Origin of the sequence: Pseudomonas sp. Irchel 3E13 (assembly GCF_900187455.1) — a bacterium.
In the GTDB taxonomy this organism is placed as follows: domain Bacteria; phylum Pseudomonadota; class Gammaproteobacteria; order Pseudomonadales; family Pseudomonadaceae; genus Aquipseudomonas.
In genome coordinates this window covers 120,350-142,848 of sequence record NZ_FYDX01000016.1, presented here as the reverse complement: position 1 = coordinate 142,848, position 22,499 = coordinate 120,350, and the positions used below count along the sequence as shown (strand labels likewise).

General features: G+C 62.0%; 22 protein-coding genes and 1 pseudogene. 11 read left to right on the top strand and 12 right to left on the bottom strand.

Going from position 1 to position 22,499, the window contains the following annotated elements:
- Positions 1–3: 3 nt before the first annotated feature.
- The 8 genes from CKW37_RS33325 to CKW37_RS25495 form a co-directional block, all read right to left on the bottom strand.
- On the bottom strand, positions 4–768 hold the full coding sequence (locus tag CKW37_RS33325) for a DUF6708 domain-containing protein (protein ID WP_256587856.1): 765 nt from the start codon (positions 766–768) through the stop codon (positions 4–6).
- A 5-nt stretch (positions 769–773) separates the two neighbouring features.
- Positions 774–920 carry a hypothetical protein gene (locus CKW37_RS32850; RefSeq protein WP_159985321.1) on the bottom strand — a complete coding sequence of 49 codons (147 nt, stop codon included), beginning with the start codon at positions 918–920 and terminating at the stop codon, positions 774–776.
- On the bottom strand, positions 917–1,516 hold the full coding sequence (locus CKW37_RS25520; RefSeq protein ID WP_371864341.1) for a DUF6708 domain-containing protein: 600 nt from the start codon (positions 1,514–1,516) through the stop codon (positions 917–919). The genes CKW37_RS32850 and CKW37_RS25520 overlap by 4 nt, the downstream gene beginning before the upstream one ends.
- 170 nt (positions 1,517–1,686) lie before the next feature.
- Positions 1,687–4,875 (bottom strand): T6SS effector BTH_I2691 family protein, encoded by a 3,189-nt coding sequence (locus CKW37_RS25515; protein ID WP_095158977.1) that lies wholly within the window; start codon positions 4,873–4,875, stop codon positions 1,687–1,689.
- Positions 4,872–5,816, bottom strand: coding sequence for a hypothetical protein (locus CKW37_RS25510; RefSeq protein WP_095158976.1), 945 nt, complete (start codon positions 5,814–5,816; stop codon positions 4,872–4,874). The genes CKW37_RS25515 and CKW37_RS25510 overlap by 4 nt, the downstream gene beginning before the upstream one ends.
- Positions 5,816–7,882: a type VI secretion system Vgr family protein gene (locus tag CKW37_RS25505; RefSeq protein ID WP_095158975.1), complete on the bottom strand. Its 2,067-nt coding sequence runs from the start codon at positions 7,880–7,882 to the stop codon at positions 5,816–5,818. Before CKW37_RS25505 ends, CKW37_RS25510 begins: the two co-directional genes overlap by 1 nt.
- 227 nt (positions 7,883–8,109) lie before the next feature.
- Positions 8,110–9,255, bottom strand: coding sequence for an MFS transporter (locus CKW37_RS25500; protein WP_095158974.1), 1,146 nt, complete (start codon positions 9,253–9,255; stop codon positions 8,110–8,112).
- A gap of 116 nt (positions 9,256–9,371) precedes the next feature.
- Complete coding sequence (locus CKW37_RS25495) at positions 9,372–10,865, bottom strand: aldehyde dehydrogenase (protein WP_095158973.1); 1,494 nt, start codon at positions 10,863–10,865, stop codon at positions 9,372–9,374.
- A gap of 198 nt (positions 10,866–11,063) precedes the next feature.
- Between CKW37_RS25495 and CKW37_RS25490 the strand changes: the two genes are divergently transcribed.
- Positions 11,064–11,423, top strand: a complete 360-nt coding sequence (locus CKW37_RS25490) for a cupin domain-containing protein (RefSeq protein ID WP_095158972.1) — start codon at positions 11,064–11,066, stop codon at positions 11,421–11,423.
- Positions 11,424–11,504: 81 nt separating this feature from the next.
- Entirely contained in the window at positions 11,505–11,708 is a 204-nt protein-coding gene (locus tag CKW37_RS25485; RefSeq protein WP_095158971.1) for an I78 family peptidase inhibitor, read from the top strand.
- Positions 11,709–11,813: 105 nt separating this feature from the next.
- Here the strand turns inward: CKW37_RS25485 and rpmG are convergent, their stop codons facing one another.
- On the bottom strand, positions 11,814–11,969 hold the full coding sequence (gene rpmG, locus CKW37_RS25480) for a 50S ribosomal protein L33 (RefSeq protein ID WP_021702025.1): 156 nt from the start codon (positions 11,967–11,969) through the stop codon (positions 11,814–11,816).
- An 11-nt stretch (positions 11,970–11,980) separates the two neighbouring features.
- Positions 11,981–12,217: a 50S ribosomal protein L28 gene (gene rpmB / locus CKW37_RS25475; RefSeq protein ID WP_095158970.1), complete on the bottom strand. Its 237-nt coding sequence runs from the start codon at positions 12,215–12,217 to the stop codon at positions 11,981–11,983.
- Positions 12,218–12,579: 362 nt separating this feature from the next.
- On the opposite strand from rpmB, the gene CKW37_RS25470 reads away from it, so the two are divergent.
- A complete protein-coding gene (locus CKW37_RS25470; protein ID WP_095158969.1) occupies positions 12,580–14,169 on the top strand; it encodes an ABC transporter substrate-binding protein in 1,590 nt (529 codons plus the stop codon).
- Here the strand turns inward: CKW37_RS25470 and radC are convergent.
- A complete protein-coding gene (radC, locus tag CKW37_RS25465; RefSeq protein ID WP_095158968.1) occupies positions 14,153–14,842 on the bottom strand; it encodes a DNA repair protein RadC in 690 nt (229 codons plus the stop codon). The two genes, CKW37_RS25470 and radC, sit on opposite strands and share 17 nt — an antisense overlap.
- Positions 14,843–14,991: 149 nt before the next feature.
- On the opposite strand from radC, the gene coaBC reads away from it, so the two are divergent.
- The 7 genes and pseudogenes from coaBC to CKW37_RS25430 all read left to right on the top strand — a co-directional run bounded on the left by coaBC (position 14,992) and on the right by CKW37_RS25430 (position 20,926).
- Complete coding sequence (gene coaBC / locus CKW37_RS25460) at positions 14,992–16,200, top strand: bifunctional phosphopantothenoylcysteine decarboxylase/phosphopantothenate--cysteine ligase CoaBC (RefSeq protein WP_095158967.1); 1,209 nt, start codon at positions 14,992–14,994, stop codon at positions 16,198–16,200.
- Positions 16,201–16,205: 5 nt separating this feature from the next.
- Entirely contained in the window at positions 16,206–16,661 is a 456-nt protein-coding gene (gene dut, locus CKW37_RS25455) for a dUTP diphosphatase (protein WP_095158966.1), read from the top strand.
- 126 nt (positions 16,662–16,787) lie between these two features.
- Positions 16,788–18,161, top strand: a pseudogene (locus tag CKW37_RS25450) (phosphomannomutase/phosphoglucomutase); the annotation flags it as partial.
- A 30-nt stretch (positions 18,162–18,191) separates the two neighbouring features.
- Positions 18,192–19,100 (top strand): acetylglutamate kinase, encoded by a 909-nt coding sequence (argB, locus tag CKW37_RS25445; protein WP_095158964.1) that lies wholly within the window; start codon positions 18,192–18,194, stop codon positions 19,098–19,100.
- Positions 19,101–19,184: 84 nt separating this feature from the next.
- The gene (locus CKW37_RS25440; RefSeq protein ID WP_095158963.1) at positions 19,185–19,865 is read left to right on the top strand and encodes a CsgG/HfaB family protein; all 681 of its coding nucleotides are present in this window, start codon (positions 19,185–19,187) and stop codon (positions 19,863–19,865) included.
- Positions 19,866–19,892: 27 nt separating this feature from the next.
- Positions 19,893–20,264, top strand: coding sequence for a DUF4810 domain-containing protein (locus tag CKW37_RS25435; RefSeq protein WP_095158962.1), 372 nt, complete (start codon positions 19,893–19,895; stop codon positions 20,262–20,264).
- Entirely contained in the window at positions 20,261–20,926 is a 666-nt protein-coding gene (locus CKW37_RS25430) for a DUF799 domain-containing protein (protein ID WP_095158961.1), read from the top strand. The genes CKW37_RS25435 and CKW37_RS25430 overlap by 4 nt, the downstream gene beginning before the upstream one ends.
- A 41-nt stretch (positions 20,927–20,967) precedes the next feature.
- Here the strand turns inward: CKW37_RS25430 and pyrE are convergent, their stop codons facing one another.
- The gene (gene pyrE, locus CKW37_RS25425) at positions 20,968–21,609 is read right to left on the bottom strand and encodes an orotate phosphoribosyltransferase (protein ID WP_095158960.1); all 642 of its coding nucleotides are present in this window, start codon (positions 21,607–21,609) and stop codon (positions 20,968–20,970) included.
- An 81-nt stretch (positions 21,610–21,690) separates the two neighbouring features.
- Between pyrE and CKW37_RS25420 the strand changes: the two genes are divergently transcribed.
- The gene (locus CKW37_RS25420; RefSeq protein ID WP_095158959.1) at positions 21,691–22,470 is read left to right on the top strand and encodes an exodeoxyribonuclease III; all 780 of its coding nucleotides are present in this window, start codon (positions 21,691–21,693) and stop codon (positions 22,468–22,470) included.
- The last annotated feature ends 29 nt before the right edge of the window (positions 22,471–22,499 follow it).

Below are 22,499 nucleotides of genomic sequence, written 5' to 3'. Positions count from 1 at the left end.
CGATCATGGCGCTGTTCTCGATTCCAGGTCCATTTTGGCGGGCCATTTGACCTTGGGCGCCAATAGCAGCGCGATGTTGAAGCCCACATCGTTGTGGTCTTTCGGTGGGCCAGGTGAGGGGAGTGCGTCGGGGCCTTGCTGCATGTAGGTGCAGATATAAGCCCAGGCGTGGGCGTCGGCGCCCATCGTGGTGAGGGGGAAGCGGTCGATGACCTCGTTGGTGCCCGGCTTGACGATGGAGAGCACCACGCCGCCCTTGATGACGACCCCGTGAGAAGTCGCGCCGCGTTTCAGCCAGCGCTCGGCACGGACCTGTGACCAGTCGTAGGACACCGGCTCCACCCGCCAGCGTTCGAAGGGGTTCCACCAGCGGTAGTTGAAGTTGTAGGCGTAGAGGCGTTGGCGGGTGCGGTTGAAGCGGAGGGGCTGATCCCTGGGTGGGGCCAATTCAAATTTCATGCAGAACAGGAACGACCAAACGCCAACGAAACCACTAGAGAGGAACATGAACCACTCTTCGAATCCCGGCGTGCGATCAGTTGATAAATGGCTCCAAAACGAGTCTATCGTCAGAAAGCCTTGAGCCATTCCGAGCCAGATTAGCCATCCTCTTACTAGCGCCGACGCACGCGGCAGCTCAAGAAAGACATCATTCCGATGGTTGGGTGTATCGAATCCAAGAGCCGGCATTACGATCGGCACTTCATCAGGATGAGGCAGATCTTCTTGCCACCCGGAGCAGGGAGGAACGAGTTGTGGTCTGTTCATACGACTCACCACTTCGGCTCCCCAGAAATCTCATCTTCCTTCACGATTAGCCGGGCTACGCCGGACTCATCGTATGTATCCGGCCAATAAGGCACTTCGAGCTTGATAGTTTGAGCATCGAGAACCTCGAACTCCATCGAAACATCACTCATGGCGCCGTCCTCGACTCCAGGTCCATGTCGTCGGGCCACTTGACCTTCGGCGCCAGCAGCAGCGCGATGTTTAATCCCCCATCGTTGTGGTCTTTCGGCGGGCCTGAGGGCGGCAGTGCGTCGGGGCCTTGCTGCATGTAGGTGCAGATGTAAGCCCAGGCATGGGCGTCGGCGCCCATGGTGGTGAGGGGAAAACGGTCGATGACCTCGTTGGTACCCGGCCTGACGATGGAGAGCACCACACCGCCCTTGATGACGACCCCGTGCGAAGTCGCGCCGCGCTTTATCCAGCGCTCGGCGCGTACCTGTGACCAGTCGTAGGCCACCGGTTCCACTCGCCAGCGTTCGAAGGGGTTCCACCAGCGGTAGTTGAAGTTGTAGGCGTAGATGCGTTGGCGGGTGCGGTTGAAGCGAAGGGGCTGATCTCTAGGAGGTGCCACATCGAACTTCCAGAAGATAAAGGTAGACCAGACTCCAATGAACAAAGTGGAAAGAAATATTATCCACTCCTCAAAACTCAGCGCTTGCCAGTCTGATAAAAAAAGCCAAAACAAAATTCCCAGGCCCACAGTGCAAACAGCGACGAACCAGATCATCAAACCTCTGATCAACGCAGATGCACGCGGTAGTTCCAGATAGACATCATCCTGATGGTTGGGTGTATCGAACCCAAGAGCCGGAATTACTATCGGCACTTCATCGGGATGAGGCAGATCTTCCTGCCATCCAGAGCAAGAGGGAATGAGTCGCGGTCTTTTCATACGACTCACCACTTCGCTCCCCCAGAAATCTTGTCTTCCTTCACGATCAGGCGGGCTACTCCGGCTTCATCACTCTTGTCGGGCCAGTAGGACACCTCAAGCACCAAAGCATGAAAATCAGGAGTACCCCGGAAGGCCATACAGCCCTGGATTTCGAGCGATTTTGACTCTGCATCGTAATCAATGACTGGAGCCGTAGTATCAGACTCGTAACCCGATAGCTTCCGGGAAGCCGGGGCCGGCAAAGGACTATTCGCGTCGCCAGTGCGCCCGGCTGCGATAATCCCTCCCGGTACTACGCCTGGACGGTAGGCCCACAACGCCCATTCATAGGATGACGCGACAGGGTCATACCCTGGTAGAACGAGCGTGTACTCTATGTTTCCAGCGACCCCTACTACTTTGCTGCCCTGTCTGTCGGCGCGGTGAGTCACGTCAAGGTCTGCAGCCAGCCCCAGCAGTGCAGCATTCAAGGCGCCAATCGCCGTATCCATGTCATGCGAATCCTTCCAACGACGGTGCTCATCCGGTAGTCCCCAGAGTGAGTATCTCGCCCACAATTCAAGCGGCTGCGACTCGAGCCTTTTTGCCCATACTGCAAACCCATACGTAGCAAAACCTAGCAATACGGCGACCGCGAGCGGGAGGAGCAATACGCTTGCAGCACCAATGGAGCCTACGACGCCAAACCCTGCCGAGAACATTCCGCCTAGAGCGGCAATCGCATAAGCATTTCTCGCCATTTTGTCGCCAATCCTCTCCGCACGCCCCGCCGCCAACGCATACTGCAACCCCTCCATCACACTCGCCACCGACACAATCGCCCCGCCGAACTGCAGAATCCGCGATCCCAATCCAACCGGCTGCACCCGCCCAGCTGAGGTAATCAAGACCTCCAAATCAGGCCGCAACAGCTGGAGAGTTCCGCCGACAATTTCGACACTCGCCCCCATCACCCCAACCGACGCCGACATGACCGCAGCCACCGCCTCGTCATGCTCGTCGCCTATCGTCTTGAGCATGTTCTGGTAGCTTCTGCGCAGGGCGTCCTGCTGGAAATACAGGCTGCCCAGGGCAAGCCCCAGATTGACGCCCCCGGTCCCGTCGAGTGTCACGGTGTTGCGCATGTTGCGCATGTTGCGCATGGCGTCTCCGGCCAGCAGGCGGGCAGCCTCGGCATTGACGCTCAGGTGGCGGGCGAAGTCCTGCATGCCGCCCTTCAGGGCGGAGCTATCGATGCTGACGCTACGCAGGGCATTGTCAACGCCATCGCCGAGACCGACCCGCAGCTTCTCCAGCCGGGCCTTGAGGTCCTCGGTGTTTTCCTTCGTCCATACGACGATATCGATCAGCTTGGCGTGATTGCTGGCCAGTGCCGGTGCAAAGTAGTTGCTCAGCAGCATGGCGCGCACCTTGCGCTCGGCCGGTTTGCGAAATTGCTTGTCGAGCTGCGCGATATAGCGCTCGGTGCCTTCGTAAAGCGCCTCGTTGAGCAGCGTCAGGTACTCGCCCACCTTGAGGGACACGGTGATCCGGGTAAGTTCGACACCGTGGTAGTGCAACCAGGCTTCCTGGTGCAGATGCGTCAACAGCGCCCTGGCCTGCCCTGATAACTGCTCCCCCAGGGCATTGCTGGCAGTGGCGGCAGCCCCGAGCAGTAGGCTGACAGCGGCCTTCGTCGACACGCCCAAGGCCTTGTCGCCTTCCATGGCGCCAATCAAGGTCTTGCCACCATGGAAGACCCGGGTCTGCTCGTCCCCGGCCAGGTCGTGGGCGAATTGTTGCAAAGGTTTCCTGTCTTCGGTCAGCAGGGCCCTGTAAAGCAAGCTGCCTGGATTCTCCAGTTGTTGCTTCCACAGGCTCTGGGTGGCCCCTGACACTCCGTCAGCAATGCGCTCGGTGGGACCGCCGGCCTGACACATTGCCAACATGCGGATAAAGGCCTCGGTCGAGTCACTGCTCGTGATGCTGTAGTCGTGACGGGCCGCCAACTGGAACGCCGCACCGCCGTGCTGGCTCGCATAGGGTTCGGCGACGTCGTCGACGATTCTTTGCCAGGCCGCCAGTGTCTTGTTGTAGCGGTCCTCGAAGTCCTGGCGGGCTTTTTCGTCGTAGCGTTCGTCGAGCCGTTCGCGGGCATCGGTCATTGCTTCGGCGGTCCTGCGCGCTTTCTCCTTCTCCAGATCAAGAACCGGCAGCGGCGCCATGTAGAACTGGGGCCGGGAGTGATAGGCGAGGTTCTCCTCAACGGCCTCCTTGGCTTCCTTGATCGCCCTGGCCTCGGCCCTGCTGACGTTCAACTGGCGGATGCCGAGCAGGGCCAGGGAGGTGAAGTGCTCGAAACGCCGCTGCGATTCGGAGCACCATTCCTGCATGGCCTGGTAGCGGAACAGGCGCTGGGCGTTGAGTTCCTGCACCACGCCAACAGGGTCGGGCAGGACCAGGGCCAGCACCCCCTTGGCCAACTTGTATTCCTGAGTAACCGTGCGGACATGGCCTGCCAGGGCACGCAGTCGGTTATTGCGTGGGTAGAAACCGTGCACGCTGTGAAAATCACCCGCCATGGGCTGGGCGTATTCGAGCACCTGATGCATCTGCAGGTCGGCTTCGGTCATGGCGATCCCGACGCTGGCGGGGTCATTGCGGGCGGTCTTGAGGTCAAGCTTGTAGAAGCGGTCCTCCAGCGCCATGCCATCGACCACGCCGCCGCGCAGGTAGCCATTCAGCACACTCTCGGGCCAGGGATCGTTGGCAATGGCGAGCCAGGCAGTGGAGTACTTGTTGGTGTCGATATTGAGGAACGCACCCGGAATATCATGGTCCGCCGTGATGCAGGACTCGGGCAGGGGCCGAGGCTCTTCGCGGGGCATCTGGTACGGCGGGAACTGGCGCAACATACCTTCGGGCGTGATCTTGTAGGCCTGCCACTCCCTGCCGTCGAGCATCACGTAGAGAAAGCCCTGGCGCAGAATGCGCGGCTGCTCCAGCCGCATGCGCACGGCCTTGACCTCAGAACCGCGGTTCAGCGGCAGCGCCTGGGTGTACCAGGGCTCCGGAGCATAGGCAGCGCGCAGGGGCAGGATCGGCAGGCCGCTGCGCTGGCAGACCCGGCAGATGCCAGGGTCCAGCGGGTTGGCTTCGTTGCAGGCAATGTCGATGCAGAGGCCGAAATCAAAACGGTTATCGGAATTCATGAGTAGTCCTTCGCGCGGGGCAAATCGGCAACGATGCGTCTCCAATGGGCTTCGCTGTAGCTGCTTGAAAAATGACTTTGCAAATCAAGCTTGCCGGCGCTCGCCTGGGCGATGAGGTGCTTGATATCCGGGTGCTGCGGCAGATGGGGATGCATGAGCACGCGGTACAGGCTGAGGGCGATCAGGTCGCGACTGTTGCGAAGCCCAAGCCTGTGGGCATCACGAATCAGCTGGAAAGCGTGCGCGGCGGCATAGGTCGGCAGGCCGGAAGAGCCCGTCCAGCGCCACGGGGCGAAGCGAGGAGGTTGTCGCAGGGCCTGGCGCCAAACGGCCAGGAACCGGTTGATCACAGGCGCCAGTTGCTGGCTTTCCCGGGCATCCTGGGGAAGCCCGGGAGCGCCAGAACTGCTGGTGCTGCGCACGATGGTATAGCCCTCCCAACTGAGCGGAAGAAGCCATAACCGGACCGGGCCCAGCAATTGACCTGCCTGCGTGCGCATCGTGGCAAACAACAGCTCCAGCCTCAGCGGCTCGAACCAGGGCGAGATTTGCCCGTCCTTGGCTGCAGCGGTACTGCATCGGGCCGCGATGTGGGTGGCGATGACATCAAGCGGCTGCGGGCTGAACAACCAGCCACAGATATAACGCTCGTTGTAGGCAAGATCCCGTGCGGCATAGTCGGCACTGAGCGTCAGATAGAGTTCTGGCACCGCCTCGCCCGGCATCGCCAGTTGAATCAGCGCGGGGCATCGATCCGGAGCATGGGCCAGGCCCGGCCGCAGCACGCGTGTAACGGCAGCGTCGCCCAGCGAATGGATCAGGGACGGCACGCTGATCGGATGATCGAAGGCGCATTCGGCCAGCCCGTTCACCAGCAGATAGACATGGTCGTCCGGTGCGCGGTGCTGCTCGATAACCCCCATGACGGTTTCGCCTGTCATCAGCTTTGCTCCTCGCACTGCGTACCCCGTGTCTGCACGACCTCGCTTGCCAGCGTCAGGCTGTTACCGCCCCCTCCGTCTGTCTTGGTCGCCGGCCCCTTGAGCGTGATCGCGATGCCATCCAGCGTGATACCCGCGCCATCGATACGCAGCGTGCCGCCGGGGCCCTTGATGACAAACGCGTCGGCAGCGTGGATTTCATACACCTTGGTGTGCTGCGTAATGCTCTGGCCGGCCTTCACCGTGACATCCCCTTGCACCTGCTGGTCCAGATGCCCGCCAATCTCCACCCGCTGATTCGCCGCGGTCTTGTCCAAGCGGTCATTGCCGACCTGTTCGGTACGGTCCTGGCCCGTGGTGATGGTGTGATGGCGACCAATGCTCAGTTCGTCGTCCTGGCCGATCTGATGCCGCCGGTTCACGCCAATGACCACCTGCTCGTGATTGCCCACGGTGTCCTTGCGGTCGTGGCCGATGGTCAGGGTTTCGTCGTTCTCGACCTGCTCGCTGCGGTCATGGCCGACGAAGGTGGTCTCGTCATTCCTGACCACATTGTTCTGGTCCTTCTGCGCATGGATGAATACCTCTTCCTGCCCCGCCTCATCCTCGAAACGCAGCTCGTTAAAGCCATTTCCCTTGTGGGTCTGGCTCTTCAGGGTCATCCGCGTTTTGTGCTTCGGCAGTTCGTAGGGCGGGCGCTGCAGGGCGTTGAAGCCTCGGCCGGTGATAACCGGTTGGTCCGGGTCGCCGTCGAAGTTGCTGACGATCACTTCCTGGCCAATACGCGGAATCGCCATATGGCCCCAAAGTGCGCCGGCGATGTTCTGCGAGACGCGGATCCAGCAGGAGCTGTGTTCGTCCTCGTTACCCTCGCGGTCCCACGGGAACTGCACCTTCACCCGGCCGAATTCGTCGCAGTAGATTTCCTCTCCGGGCGGGCCGACCACCTTTGCCGGCTGCGGGCCATCGATGCGTGGTTTGGGCAAGGCCTCGGCGCGCCATTCGGCATCGTCCGGCACCAGGGTGGCGGTGCAGTTGTAGTGGGTGCCCTGGGTGGCGTCGGCGCTGTCCTCGCCTTGGCTGACGTATTGTTTGCCGTGGTGCTCCAGGCGGATTGGGCGCCAGCCGCGGTTCAGGTCTTCGCGCGGGTGGCCGACGAGGTCGAAATAGATGCCCGGCACCAGCCGCGCGTCGTCACCTTCGGTGATGACCTGACAGGCCTCGCCGCGCAGTCCACGCAGACGGTCGCGGGTGAAGGCTTCGCCAGATTCGCCTTTGTAACGGCCGGGATAGTCGTAACGCTCGTAGTTCTTGGCCTGGTGCGCCAGGTCAGTGGCTTCGCGCCGGGTTTGCTGGTTGTACAGCGGGTTCTTGAAGCTGTAGTCGCGCTGGGTCTGGCGGGCACTGCGCACGTTCTCGGTGTAGGTGAAGGTGTGCAGCGCCGGGCCCGGCCGGTCGCCGCCGGGCCTGGGGTTGTATTCAACCGGCGGGCCGGGCTGTTTGCCGAAGATCCACAGTCGGTCGCAATGGACCAGGCGGTGGCCTTCGGCGCTGTGCAGGAAACCGTAGAAAAAGCCTTCCTCGCGCATGATGCGTTCGACGAAGTGGTAGTCGGTGTCGCCGGCCTGTACGCAATATTCCCGCGTTTCATGGGTGTTGGTGATGCGTTGTTCATAGTCCAGGGCGAGGGCGTGCTTCTTGAGCATCGCGGTGGCGATATCGGGCACGGTGAGAGTCTGGAAAATGCGCCAGTCCGAAGCCAGTCGCAGGCGGGCCAGGCGCGGCTCGACGATGGCGCGGTAGCGGGTGCGGCGAAAGCCTGTCGCGCCTTGCTGGAACGAGCTGACCGATCCGTGCACATAGCGCACGGGCTGGCCGCCTTGCCAGAGGGTGAGCAGCGCCGGACGGTCGAGGACCTGGCCGAAGTCGACGGCAGGGTTGGCGCAGCTCAGGTCTACGTCGAGGCGGAAGGTCTCGGAAAGACCTTCGGTGAGGTGGAATTCGACGACCTCGAAGTCGTCGGGACCGGCAGTAAAGGTGAAGCGCAGGTCGGATTGGGCGGGCATGCAGTGCTCCCTGTAACTACGCGCCCAACGCCAGATTCAGCGCCGGATCACATGTGGACAGGTTCCACCATGAGCAGGACCACACAGGTGGTGGCCGCTGGGCATGGGATCCTTGAGGAAGAAATTCCGCGAGGATCCTGAATGCTGGTCAGCGGCGGGTATATAGGAAAATTCCCTGTTAAATGGATGAAATGGCTGCGCTTTGGAAAAGCGAGCTGTGTTGCAAGTCAGTCGGAGGCGGTAGCCGGCTCGAACGCATTGGGCCGACGCGACAACAGCACCAGGCCCAACGCGCCGATGGCCATGAACCACGGCAACGCATGACCGCTGACCCACTGGCTGCCCGCCCCCGCGGCCAGCGGCCCGATCAGGCAACCAATGCCCCAGAGCTGCGCCACATGGGCGTTGGCGCGCACCAGCGCATCGTCGCGGAAGCGCTCGCCGATCAGGATCAGCGACAGGGTGAACAAGCCGCCGGCGCTGGCGCCGAACAACACCCAAACCGGCCAGATCAGCGGCGTCTGCAACAGCAGCGGAATGGCGATGCTGGACAACGCCAGGGTCAACGCGCAGCCACTGAACAAGGTGCGCCGGGAGATGCGGTCGGCCAGCGCGCCGATCGGCAGTTGCAGCACGGCGTCGCCCACCACCACGGTGCTGACCATGAACAGCGCGACCTCGGCGGTGAAACCCTGTTGCAGGCAGTACACCGGCAACAGCGTCAGAATCATCGCCTCGAACGCGGCGAACAGGGCGATGGCCCAGGCGATCACCGGCAGGTTGCGGCAGAAGCCGAACAGGTCGCGGAACGTTACCGCGCCGGCCTCGGTACTCGGCGCGCCACTACGCCCGAACAGCAACAGCGGCGACACCAGCAGCAGGCCGACGCCGATCCAGAAGCCCAGGTCATTCTCAGAACCGACCACGCCAAGCAGCAGCGGCCCGGCGAGCTGGCTCAAGGCATAACTGCTGCCGTACAGCGCCACCAGGCGCCCGCGCCATTGCTCCACCACCAACTGGTTGATCCAGCTTTCGCCGAGAATGAACACGATGGTCAGCACCACGCCGATCAGCAGGCGCAGCACCAGCCACACCGGATAGCTGGGCAACAGCCCCAGCGCACCGATCGACAGCGCGCCGGCCCACAGGCACAAGCGCATCAGCCCCGGCGTGCCGAAGTAGGCCGCCAACCGGCTGGACAGGCTGGCACCCAGCAGCACACCAATGGCCGGCATCGCCGCCATCACGCCGATGGCGAAGCTGCCGTAGCCCCAGCTTTCCAGGCGCAAGGACACCAGCGGCATGCTGACGCCCAGCGCCAGGCCGACGCTGAGCACCGCCGCCAACACGGCGAAGTAAGTCCCCCAACGCATTTCACCCTCCTCGTAGATTTTCAGACGGCACAGACGACACAGCCGGGCCTGCTTTGCGGCAGGCCCGGCTGTGCGACCGGATCGGACGGGCGCGGCTCAAGGCCGCGCCTGTGCTGTTACAGCTTGATCCAGGTGGCTTTCAGCTCGGTGTACTTTTCCAGCGCGTGCAGCGACTTGTCGCGGCCGTTGCCCGACTGCTTGAAGCCACCGAACGGCGCGGTCATGTCGCCACCGTCGTACTGGTTGACCCAGACGCTGCCGGCGCGCAGCGCCTTGGCGGTCTGGTGGGCCTTGGTGATGTTCGCGGTCCACACACCGGCGGCCAGGCCATACTGGGTGTCGTTGGCGATGGCGATGGCTTCCTCGACGGTGTCGAAGGTGATGACCGACAGCACTGGGCCGAAGATCTCTTCCTTGGCGATACGCATGGCGTTGTTCACGCCATCGAAGATGGTCGGCTCGACATAAGTGCCGCCGGTTTCTTCAAGGATGCGCTTGCCGCCCGCCACCAGCTTGGCGCCGTCGGCGTGGGCCGATTCGATGTAGCCGAGCACGGTGTTCATCTGCTGGGTGTCCACCAGCGCGCCGACGGTAGTCGCCGGGTCCAGTGGGTTGCCCGGTTTCCAGGCCTTCAGCGCTTCCAGCACCATCGGCAGGAACTGGTCCTTGATCGAACGCTCCACCAGCAGGCGCGAGCCGGCGGTGCAGACTTCGCCCTGGTTGAATGCGATGGCGCTGGCGGCAGCTTCAGCAGCAGCTTTCAGGTCCGGGGCGTCAGCGAAGACGATGTTCGGGCTCTTGCCGCCGGCTTCCATCCAGACGCGCTTCATGTTCGATTCGCCAGCGTAAATCATCAGTTGCTTGGCGATCTTGGTCGAACCGGTGAACACCAGGGTATCGACGTCCATGTGCAGGGCCAGGGCCTTGCCGACGGTGTGACCGAAGCCTGGCAGCACGTTCAGCACGCCAGCCGGGATACCGGCATCTACCGCCAGTTGGGCGATGCGGATGGCAGTCAGCGGGGATTTTTCGGACGGCTTGAGGATCACCGAGTTACCGGTGGCCAGGGCCGGGCCGAGTTTCCAGCAGGCCATCAGCAGCGGGAAGTTCCACGGCACGATGGCGGCGACAACGCCCACGGGCTCACGGGTCACCAGGCCAAGCTGGTCATGCGCGGTCGGCGCGACTTCGTCGTATACCTTGTCGATGGCTTCGCCGTTCCAGGCCAGCGCGTTGGCGGCGGCCGGGATGTCGATGGTCGACGAATCGCCGATCGGCTTGCCCATGTCCAGGGTTTCCAGCAGCGCCAGCTCTTCCACGTTCTGCTTGAGCAGGTTGGCGAAGCGGATCAGGGTGGCCTTGCGCTTGGCCGGCGCCATGCGCGACCAGACACCGGAGTTGAAGGTGGCGCGGGCGTTTTCCACGGCGCGCTGGGCATCGGCTTCATCGCAGCTGGCGATGTGCGCCAGGAGGCGTCCGTCGACCGGGCTGGAGCACTCGAACGTCGCGTTCGAGACAGCGGCGGTGTATTCACCATTGATGAAAGCACGGCCTTCGATCTTCAGTTGCTGGGCACGTTGTTCCCAGTCCGCACGCGTCAGGGTGGTCATACCAAACTCCTCCTGTTGTAGAGATGCAGCGCGGCACGTGAGGTCGGCGACGCTGTCGGAAAATTCTGCTGGAGCGGTCATCGCTCTACAGCATTCGACACCCTAAACTACTGACACACGAATTATCAATATATTTGACACTTTGCCGATAAATGCTTAGTGATGTTCAATTTATTTAACAATAAGGCGAGCCGCTTCATGAATATCCAGCAGATTGTCGATTTTTCCCACGCCCTGACCGAAGTCGAACGCTACCGCCCCGCCGCCGAAAAGGTGCTCAAGGGCGACCCTGAGCAGGCGGTCTACAACCACTACGCCAGCCCGTGTGGCCAATTTGCTGCTGGCGTGTGGGAAGGTGCGGAGGGGCAATGGACCGTCAACTACACCGAACACGAATACTGCGAAATCGTTTATGGCGTCTCGGTCCTGCGCGACGAACAGGGCCAGGCCAAGACGCTGCGGGCCGGTGATCGCTTCGTGATTCCCGCCGGCTTCAAAGGCACCTGGGAAGTGCTCGAGCCGTGCCGCAAGATCTACGTGATGTTCGAGCAGAAATAGATAACTACCGCCGGGCACACCTGAGGGGAGAGGAGCATGACGCGGTCCACCCGGACATCGACCCTACAAGGAAGACGCGTCATGACCAATGAAGAAGTTCTGGTAGTGCTCAACGATCTGATCGGCACCGCCTACGCCAAGAGCACCAAGGCACAGATCGGCGAACTGACCGGCCGCACTCGCATCGTTGCCCCGGGAGAAGCGACCACCCTGGACTACGATCTCGGCCGTATCCATATCATCACCGGTGGCAACTGCCTGATCGAAGGTTTCAATTTCGGTTGAGCACCCTGAAATGAAAAACGCCCGGCACTGCGCCGGGCGTTTTTTTGCTGACCATAAAAAAAGCCCGTATCCGGAGATACGGGCTTTTTCTGAAAACCAGACCAATTACTTGATCTTGGCTTCCTTGTACGTCACGTGCTTACGGACGACCGGATCGTATTTCTTGATCTCGATCTTGTCCGGAGTAGTGCGTTTGTTCTTGTCGGTGGTGTAGAAGTGGCCAGTACCAGCGCTCGACACCAAACGGATCAATTCACGCATGACTTTCTCCCTTAAACCTTGATGCCGTTACGGCGAATTTCGACCAGAACGACGTCAATGCCGCGCTTGTCGATGATACGCATGCCCTTGGCGGAAACGCGCAGACGCACGAAACGCTTCTCGGACTCGACCCAGAAGCGATGATGCTGCAGGTTCGGCAGGAAACGACGACGGGTTTTGTTGTTTGCGTGGGAAATATTGTTCCCGGTTACTGGACCCTTACCAGTAACTTGACAGACTCTCGACATGCCTCAGCCCTCTAAAACCACATGCCCAACCCGGCATGGGTTGGCCGCTTAATCTCTCAGTCTTTGGCGCCAGGCGCCGTGATTCTTCGGGGTCTTACCGGCTACACCCGAGGATGCTACACACCGGGCCCCTAGAAAAGAGCGCTGCTTTATACCAGAAACACCAGAGCACAACAACACAAGATGTGAATTGCCCTCCCCGCTCCCGGGCCCGTCCTGCAAGGTACAGGGCCTGCGGGGCAGACAACCGCTCGTCGCGAAACTGCTGAAAAATCAGTTGGCGTTTGTAATCCAGCGCACTAGGGTAGGACTTTTCCAAACTGCACAGGCAGATGGGCCATCGTTCAGCCTGAGGAATTCCTATGCGTCCCGCCGTTCTACCCCTGTTGTTCGCCGCCCTGCTCGGCCCCGCCGCGGCACAGGCCGCCGCCCTCAGCGTGTGCACCGAGGCCAGTCCGGAAGGATTCGATGTGGTCCAGTACAACGCGCTGACCACCACCAACGCCTCCGCCGACGTGCTGATGAACCGCCTGGTGGAGTTCGATGCGGCCGCCGGCAAGGTCGTACCGAGCCTGGCCGAAAGCTGGACCGTCTCCCCCGATGGCCTGGTCTACGAGTTCAAGCTGCGCCCGGAAGTGAAATTCCACACCACCGCGTACTTCAAGCCCAGCCGCAGCCTGAACGCCGACGACGTGCTGTTCAGCTTCCAGCGCATGCTCTACCCCGCGCACTCGTGGCACAAGATCGCCCAGAGTGGTTTTCCTCACGCCCAGTCGCTGCAACTGCCTGACCTGATCAAGCAGGTCGAGGCACCGGACCCGCTGAGCGTGCGCTTCACCCTGAGCCACCCGGACGCGACCTTCCTCGCCACACTGAGCATGGGCTTCGCCTCGATCTACCCGGCCGAATACGCCGATCAGCTGCTCAAGGCCGGTACCCCGGAGAAGCTCAACAGCCAGCCGATCGGCACCGGGCCCTTCGTCTTCACCCGTTTCCAGAAAGACGCCAGCATCCGCTACAAGGCCAACCCGGACTATTTCGCCGGCAAGCCCACCGTCGACCCGCTGATCTTCGCTATTACCCCGGACGCCAACGTGCGCCTGCAAAAATTGCGGCGCAACGAATGCCAGATCGCCCTCTCGCCCAAGCCGCTGGACATCGCCGCGGCGGCTGGCGATGCGACCCTGAAGGTCGAAAAAACCGAAGCCTTCATGACCGCCTTCGTCGCCATCAACAGCCAGCATCCGCCGCTGGACAAGCCCGAAGTACGCCAGGCAATCAACCTCGCCTTCGACAAGGACAGCTACCTCAAGGCCGTGTTCGAAGGCACCGCCGTGGCGGCCAACGGGCCATTCCCGCCGAACACCTGGAGCTACGACAAAACGCTGCCTGGCTACCCGACGGACCTCGCCAAAGCCCAGGAGCTGTTGAAGAAAGCCGGCCTGCCCGACGGCTTCAGCACCACCATCTGGACCCGCCCGTCGGGCAGCCTGCTCAACCCCAACCCGAGCCTGGGCGCGCAATTGCTGCAAGCGGACCTGGCGAAGATCGGCATCAAGGCCGAAATCCGCGTGATCGAGTGGGGCGAGCTGATTCGTCGGGCCAAGGCCGGCGAACATGATTTGCTGTTCATGGGCTGGGCCGGTGACAACGGCGACCCGGACAACTTCCTCAGCCCGCAATTCTCCTGTGCGGCAGTCACGTCCGGGACCAACTTTGCCCGCTATTGCGACCCGCGCCTGGATCAGTTGATCAGTGCCGGCAAGACCACCAGCGACCAGAGCGTGCGCAGCCGGCTTTACCAGCAGGCCCAGGCGCAGATCCAGCAACAGGCGCTGTGGCTGCCGCTGGCGCACCCCACCGCCGCGGTGCTGATGCGTAGCGGCGTGGAAGGCTACAAGGTCAGCCCGTTCGGTCGTCAGGACTTTTCCGGGGTCAAGGTGGATCGTTGAAGAAGCAGCCGTGCTCGCGCATCGACAGCGGTTCGCCGTCGCCGATGATGAAGTGGTCGAGCACGCGCACATCGATCATTTCCAGCGCTTCCTTGAGCCGATGGGTCAGGCGAATGTCGGCCTGACTCGGCTCGGGGTTCCCGGAAGGATGGTTGTGACACAGGATCAATGCCGCCGCATTGCGCGCCAGAGCTCGCTTGAGCACCTGCCGCGGATAGACGTTGGCGCTGTCGATCGAGCCTTGAAACAGTGCCTCGAACCCCAGCGGACGGTGCTTGGTATCGAGAAAAAGGCAGCCGAACACCTCATGCTGCTCGTGCCTCAATTGCGCCTGGAGATAGGCCCGAACACCCGCCGGGTTTTCCAGTGCCGAACTGCGACTGAGGTGCTCGCCCAGATGACGCCGCGCCATTTCCATCACCGCCTGTAACTGGGCGTACTTGGCCGGCCCCAGCCCCAGTTGCTTGTTGAAGCACGGTTGGTCCGCCTCCAGCAAACCCCGCAGCCCGCCGAAGCGGTTCAACAGGTCCCGGGCCAGGTCCACCGCACTGCGTCCCCGCACTCCCGTCCGCAGAAAAATAGCCAGCAACTCCGCATCGGAGAGGCTAGCCGCGCCTTGTCCCAACAGCTTTTCCCGTGGTCGTTCCAACACAGGCCAGTCCCTGATACTCATGACAATTTCCCTCTGTCTGTCCGTTACTGCTCCCGGCGCTCTTGCAGGGAGCAGCCCTGTGCTATCTTAGCGGCCACTTTTTGCGCAGCGATCCGGCCTGGGGAGGCGTTGGCGTTGCGCGCAAACCCTCATCGGAAAAAGGCAGGCCTATGCAGCGGCTGTATCGGAAACGCATCGTTCTCGGCGTCGGCGGCGGCATCGCCGCCTACAAGAGCGCCGAGCTGGTTCGCCGACTTCTGGAACACGGCGCCCAGGTGCGCGTGGTCATGACCCGTGGCGGTGCTGAATTCATCACCCCCCTGACCATGCAAGCCCTCTCCGGGCACCCCGTGCACATGGACCTATTGGATCCGGCTGCCGAAGCGGCGATGGGCCACATCGAACTGGCCAAGTGGGCCGATCTGGTGCTGATTGCACCAGCCACCGCCGATCTCATCGCTCGCCTGGCCCAAGGCGTGGCCGACGATCTGCTGACCACCCTGGTGCTGGCCACCGACGCCACGGTCGCCGTGGCCCCGGCCATGAACCAGGCCATGTGGCGCGACCCGGCCACCCAGGCCAACCTCGAAACCCTGCAAAGCCGCTCGATCCAGGTCTTCGGCCCGGCCTCGGGCAGCCAGGCCTGCGGCGACGTCGGCCTGGGCCGCATGCTCGAGGCCAGCGACCTGGCCTGGTCCGCCGCCGAGTGCTTCCAGCGCCAGTCGCTGACCGGCAAGCATGTGCTGATCACCGCCGGCCCGACCCAGGAAAACATCGACCCGGTGCGCTACATCACCAACCACAGCTCCGGCAAGATGGGCTTCGCCCTCGCCGAAGCCGCGGCCGAAGCCGGCGCACGGGTGACCCTGGTCACCGGCCCGGTGCACCTGCCGACGCCTGACCGGGTCACCCGGATCGATGTGGTCAGCGCCCGCGACATGCTCGCGGCCTGCGAAGCGGCGATTCCCTGCGACCTGTTCATCGCTTCGGCCGCAGTCGCCGACTACCGTCCGGAAGTCGTCGCCCCGCAAAAACTCAAGAAAGACCCTACGACCGGTGACGGCCTGCTGCTGCAGATGGTGCGCAACCCGGACATCCTGGCCACCATTGCCACCCGTCCGGACCGTCCGTTCAGCGTTGGCTTCGCCGCCGAGACCGAACACCTGCTCGATTACGCCGCACGCAAGCTCAAGGACAAGAACCTCGACCTGATCGTCGCCAATGACGTGGCCAACCCCAGCATTGGCTTCAACAGCGAGGAAAACGCCTGCAGCGTGATCGACCGGCAGCTCCATGAAACCCTGTTCGCGCAGACCAGCAAGGGCAAGATCGCCCGCCAGTTGGTCGCCTTCATCGCCGAACGCCTCAACCAGGTTTGACCCAAATGCACGCTCTGCAAGCCAAGATTCTCGATCCACGCATCGGCGGCGAATTCCCGCTGCCGCAGTACGCCACCCCAGGCTCGGCCGGTCTCGACCTGCGCGCCATGCTCAAGGAAGACACTGTCCTGGAGCCGGGCCAGACCCTGCTGATCCCCACCGGCCTGTCGATTTACATCGGCGACCCGGGCCTGGCGGCGCTGATCCTGCCGCGCTCGGGCCTCGGCCACAAACACGGCATCGTGCTGGGCAACCTGGTCGGTCTGATCGATTCCGACTACCAGGGCGAACTGATGGTCTCCTGCTGGAACCGCGGCCAGAACGCCTTCACCATCACCGTCGGCGAGCGCATCGCGCAACTCGTCCTGGTGCCGGTGGTACAGGCTCATTTCGACATCGTCGAGGCCTTCGACGAGAGCCAACGCGGTGCTGGCGGCTTCGGTCACTCCGGTAGCCAATGATCCCCTGATCGCCCCCGGATCCATGCCGGGGGCGAACTCTCCGGCAAAATGGCCGTCCAAGCGTTCCACACGCCCGAAAGCCATCGAGACTGGAGTTCCGTGATGAACGATATGGCCCAACTGATCCCCGCACTGCCTGACAGCATTTTCCGCGCCTACGATATCCGTGGTGTCGTGGGAGATACCCTGCACGCCGAAACGGCTTATTGGATTGGACGCGCCATCGGTGCACAGAGCCTGGCCCAGGGGGAACCGAACGTGTCGGTTGGCCGCGACGGCCGCCTGTCCGGACCGATGCTGGTGGAACGGCTGATCCAGGGGCTGCTCGATGCCGGTTGCCAGGTCAGCGATGTCGGCCTGGTGCCGACACCCGCGCTGTACTACGCCGCCAACGTGCTCGCCGGCAAATCCGGCGTGATGCTCACCGGCAGCCACAACCCGCCGAACTACAACGGTTTCAAGATCGTCATCGCCGGCGACACCCTGGCCAACGAACAGATCCAGGCGCTGCTGACCCGACTGAAAACCAACGACCTGAGCCGCGGTGAAGGCAAGGTCGAAAAAGTCGACATCCTTCCTCGCTACCACCAGCAAATCGTCGGTGACATCAAGCTCGCCAAGCGCCTGAAAGTGGTAGTGGACTGCGGTAACGGCGCCGCCGGCGTCAACGCCCCGCAACTGATCGAAGCGCTGAACTGCGAGGTCATCCCGCTGTTCTGCGAGGTCGACGGCAACTTCCCCAACCATCACCCGGACCCGGGCAAACCGGAAAACCTGGTGGACCTGATTGCCAAGGTCAAGGAAACCGGCGCCGACCTCGGCCTGGCCTTCGACGGCGACGGCGACCGCGTCGGCGTGGTGACCAACACCGGCAGCATCGTCTACCCGGACCGCCTGCTGATGCTTTTCGCCCAGGACGTACTGGCCCGCAACCCCGGCGCCGAGATCATCTTCGACGTCAAATGCACCCGCCGCCTGACCCCGCTGATCGCCGAATACGGCGGCCGCTCGCGGATGTGGAAGACCGGCCACTCGCTGATCAAGAAGAAAATGAAGGAAACCGGCGCACTGCTCGCCGGTGAGATGAGCGGGCACATCTTCATCAAGGAACGCTGGTTCGGTTTCGACGACGGCATCTACAGTGCCGCGCGTTTGCTGGAGATCCTCAGCAAGTCCGCACTGGACGCCGAAACCCTGTTCGCAGGCTTCCCGAATGATATTTCCACACCGGAAATCAACATTGATGTGACCGACGAGAGTAAATTCGCCATCATTGATGCACTGCAACGCGACGCCGACTGGGGCAAAGCCGACCTGACCACCATCGACGGTGTGAGAGTCGATTATCCCCACGGCTGGGGCCTGGTCCGCGCGTCCAATACCACACCGGTACTGGTGCTGCGTTTCGAGGCCGACAACGAAGCCGAACTGCAGCGAATCAAGGCTATATTCCACGCGCAACTCAAGCGCGTTGCCCCTGACCTGCAACTACCGTTCTGACCGAACCACTTGTTCCAACTGGAGCCCTGCATGACCCTCGATCGCGATGCCGCTACCCATGTCGCCCAGGTACTGTCCGAAGCGCTGCCTTACATCCGACGCTTTGTCGGCAAGACCCTGGTGATCAAGTACGGCGGCAACGCGATGGAAAGCGAGGAGCTGAAAACCGGCTTCGCGCGCGACGTGGTCCTGATGAAGGCCGTCGGCATCAACCCGGTGGTCGTCCACGGTGGTGGCCCGCAGATCGGTGACCTGCTCAAGCGCCTGTCGATCGAAAGCCGTTTCGTCGATGGCATGCGCGTCACCGACGCCCAGACCATGGACGTGGTGGAGATGGTTCTCGGCGGCCAGGTGAACAAGGACATCGTCAACCTGATCAACCGTCACGGCGGCAGCGCCATCGGCCTGACCGGCAAGGACGCTGAGCTGATCCGTGCGAAAAAGCTCACCGTCACCCGTCAGACCCCGGAAATGACCACGCCGGAAATCATCGACATCGGCCACGTCGGCGAAGTCGTTGGCGTTAACACCGACCTGCTGAACATGCTGGTCAAGGGTGACTTCATCCCGGTCATCGCGCCCATCGGCGTGGGCCCGAATGGCGAGTCCTACAACATCAACGCCGACCTGGTTGCCGGCAAGGTCGCCGAGGCCCTGAAAGCCGAGAAGCTGATGTTGCTGACCAACATCGCCGGCCTGATGGACAAGCAAGGCACCGTGTTGACCGGCCTGAGCACCGAGCAGGTCGATAGCCTGATCGCCGACGGCACCATCTACGGCGGCATGCTGCCGAAGATCCGTTGCGCACTGGAAGCGGTCCAGGGCGGCGTGCACAGCTCGCACATCATCGACGGTCGCGTACCGAACGCCGTTCTGCTGGAAATCTTCACCGACAGCGGCGTGGGCACCCTGATCACCAATCGCAAGCCGCGTCAGTAATACCTTTCAATGAGAAGCCCGCTACCAGGCGGGCTTTTTCATGATCGCTTGAACCGTTTTCTGTGTTTATTTGGGAGAAACAGCGTGAAATATGCTTCACATGGACTCGTGCTGGCAGCCGCCATCGCTTTCGGGTCGTTGGCAGGTTGTGCAACAGAAACATCCAGAGCGGTCGCCGTGCAGCAGGTCGAAAGCGTCAGCCGCCCCTATAGCGGTGTGCGTGCGCCTATCGCGGTCGGCAAGTTCGACAACCGCTCCAGCTACATGCGCGGCATCTTCTCCGACGGCATCGACCGTCTCGGCGGTCAGGCGAAGACCATCCTCATCACCCACCTGCAGCAGACCAATCGCTTCAACGTGCTGGACCGCGACAACATGAGCGAGATCCAGCAGGAAGCGGCTATCAAAGGCCAGGCCCAGCGTCTGAAAGGTGCGGATTACGTGGTGACCGGTGATGTGACCGAATTCGGTCGCAAGGAAGTCGGCGACCATCAGCTCTTCGGCATCCTCGGTCGCGGCAAGACCCAGATCGCCTACGCCAAGGTTGCGCTGAACATCGTCAACATCAGCACCTCCGAAGTGGTCTATTCCAGCCAGGGCGCGGGCGAGTACGCCCTGTCCAACCGCGAAATCATCGGTTTCGGCGGTACTGCCAGCTACGACTCGACGCTCAATGGCAAGGTGCTCGACCTGGCCATGCGCGAAGCCGTGAACAAGCTGGTCGACGCCGTGGAAAGCGGCGCCTGGAAACCTGTCACCCCTTAAAGACTCTACGCACAAGGACGAACCGTAATGAGTACGGCAACCCTGAGCTGGCGCGCAGTCGCCGGCGTTCTGCTGGGCAGCATCCTGCTGTCCGGCTGCACCGGGCCGAAAACCCTGTATCAGTGGGAAGGCTACCAACCGCAGGTCTATCAGTACTTCAAGGGCGAGTCGAAAGAAGCGCAGGTCGAAGCACTGGAAGGTGATCTGCAGAAAATTCGCGCCAAGAACGGCGCCGTTCCTCCGGGCTACCACGCCCAGCTTGGCCTGCTGTATTCGAGCCTCGGCAAGGATGATCAGATGGTCCAGCAGTTCCAGACCGAGAAAGCGCTGTTCCCTGAATCGGCGGCCTACATGGACTTTCTGCTGAAAAACGCACGCCAGGGAGTGGCCAAACAATGATCCAGCGTCTGTTCAAACTGGCGGCGAGCGCCTGCATCCTCGCGCTGTTCGCCGGCTGCGCTCACCAGCAAAAGAGCGTCGATTACTCGGAATACAAGCAGGCCAACCCGCGCTCGATTCTCATCCTGCCGCCGCTGAACGAGTCGCCGGATGTGAAGGCGACCTACAGCATGCTGTCGAACGTGACCTATCCGCTGGCCGAAGCCGGGTATTACGTGCTGCCGGTGGCGCTGGTTGATGAGACCTTCCGTCAGAACGGCATGACCACGCCCAGCGACATCCACCAGTTGCCCACCAACAAGCTGCACGACATCTTCGGTGCGGACGCGGCGCTGTATGTCACCGTGAGTGACTATGGCACGCGTTACATGGTCATCAGCAGCGCAACCATCGTGACGGCCAAGGCCAGCCTGGTCGACCTGCGCAGCGGCAAGACCCTGTGGACCGGTGCGGCCACGGCCTCGAGCCAGGAGAATCAGAACAACAGCGGAGGCGGGATTATCGGCCTGCTGATCACCGCTGCGGTCAATCAGATCATCAGCAGCGTGCAGGACGATGCCGGCTACCCGATTGCCGGGATCACCGGTGCCCGTCTGCTGACGCCGTACAAGAACGGCGGCATCCTCTACGGCCCCCGCTCGCCGAACTACGGAAAAGACTGAGCCAAATGAAAACGGGCCGCTTGAAGCGGCCCGTTTTCATTTCAGACGCCGAATTGGGCGCGGTAGGCTTCCACTGCCGGCAGGTGCTGCTTGAGCGCCGGATCGTCGGCAAGGAACTCAAGGACCTGAGTCAGGGAAACGATGCTGACCACCGGAATGCCGAAGTCGCGTTCCACTTCCTGGATCGCCGACAGCTCGCCGTTGCCGCGCTCCTGGCGGTTCAACGCGATCAGCACCCCAGCGGCCTTGGCCTGCTGGCCCTGGATGATCTGCATGACTTCGCGGATCGCGGTACCTGCGGTGATCACGTCGTCGATGATCAGCACCTCGCCCGTCAGCGCCGCGCCCACCAGGCTGCCGCCTTCGCCGTGGTCCTTGGCTTCCTTGCGGTTGAAGCACCACGGCACGTCAAGCTGGTGCTGCTCGGCCAGGGCCACCGCGGTCGCCGCGGCAAGGGGGATACCCTTGTAGGCCGGGCCGAACAGAACATCGAACGGGATCTTGCTGTCGACGATCGCCGCCGCATAGAAACGTCCGAGCTGGGCCAGGGCCGAGCCACTGTTGAACAAGCCGGCATTGAAGAAATACGGGCTGGTACGACCCGACTTGAGAGTGAACTCACCGAAGCGCAGAACCCCGCGATCGATGGCAAAACGAATGAAGTCGCGCTGATACGGCTGCATGAAGAGTCCCGGATTACCACGGATTTAGCTAATTGAGTAGAGCTCGGGTATCATACACGCACGTGATTTTTGGGGCCATTTATGCGGATCATCAGTGTGAACGTTAATGGCATTCAGGCTGCGGTCGAGCGTGGTTTGCTCAGCTGGCTGCAAGCTCAGAATGCCGACGTCATCTGCCTTCAGGATACCCGCGCCTCGGCCTTTGAACTCGACGACCCGGCTTTTCAGCTAGATGGCTACTTCCTTTATGCCTGCGACGCAGAAGTACCCGCCCAAGGCGGCGTGGCACTTTATTCGCGGTTGCAGCCCAAGGCAGTCATCAGCGGCCTGGGCTTCGAGACAGCCGACCGCTACGGACGTTACCTGCAGGCCGATTTCGACAAAGTCAGTATTGCAACCTTGTTGCTGCCTTCCGGGCAGAACGGCGATGAAGACCTGAACCAGAAGTTCAAGTTGATGGACGACTTCGCCAAGTACCTGGACAAGCAACGGCGCAAACGCCGCGAATACATCTATTGCGGCTCGCTGTACGTGGCGCAGCAGAAGCTCGACATCAAGAACTGGCGCGACAGTCAGCAGTCGCCAGGCTTCCTCGCCCCGGAACGCGCGTGGATGGACGAGATCGTCGGCAACATGGGCTATGTCGATGCCCTGCGCGAAGTCAGCCGCGAAGGCGACCAGTACAGCTGGTGGCCAGATAACGAACAAGCCGAGATGCTCAACCTGGGCTATCGCTTCGACTACCAGTTGCTGACCCCCGGCCTGCGCCGCTTCGTACGAAGCGCACGCCTGCCGCGCCAGCCGCGCTTCTCGCAACACGCGCCGCTGATCGTGGACTACGACTGGACGCTGACGATCTGATCGCCAGCCACAAAAAAGCCGACCCTTGG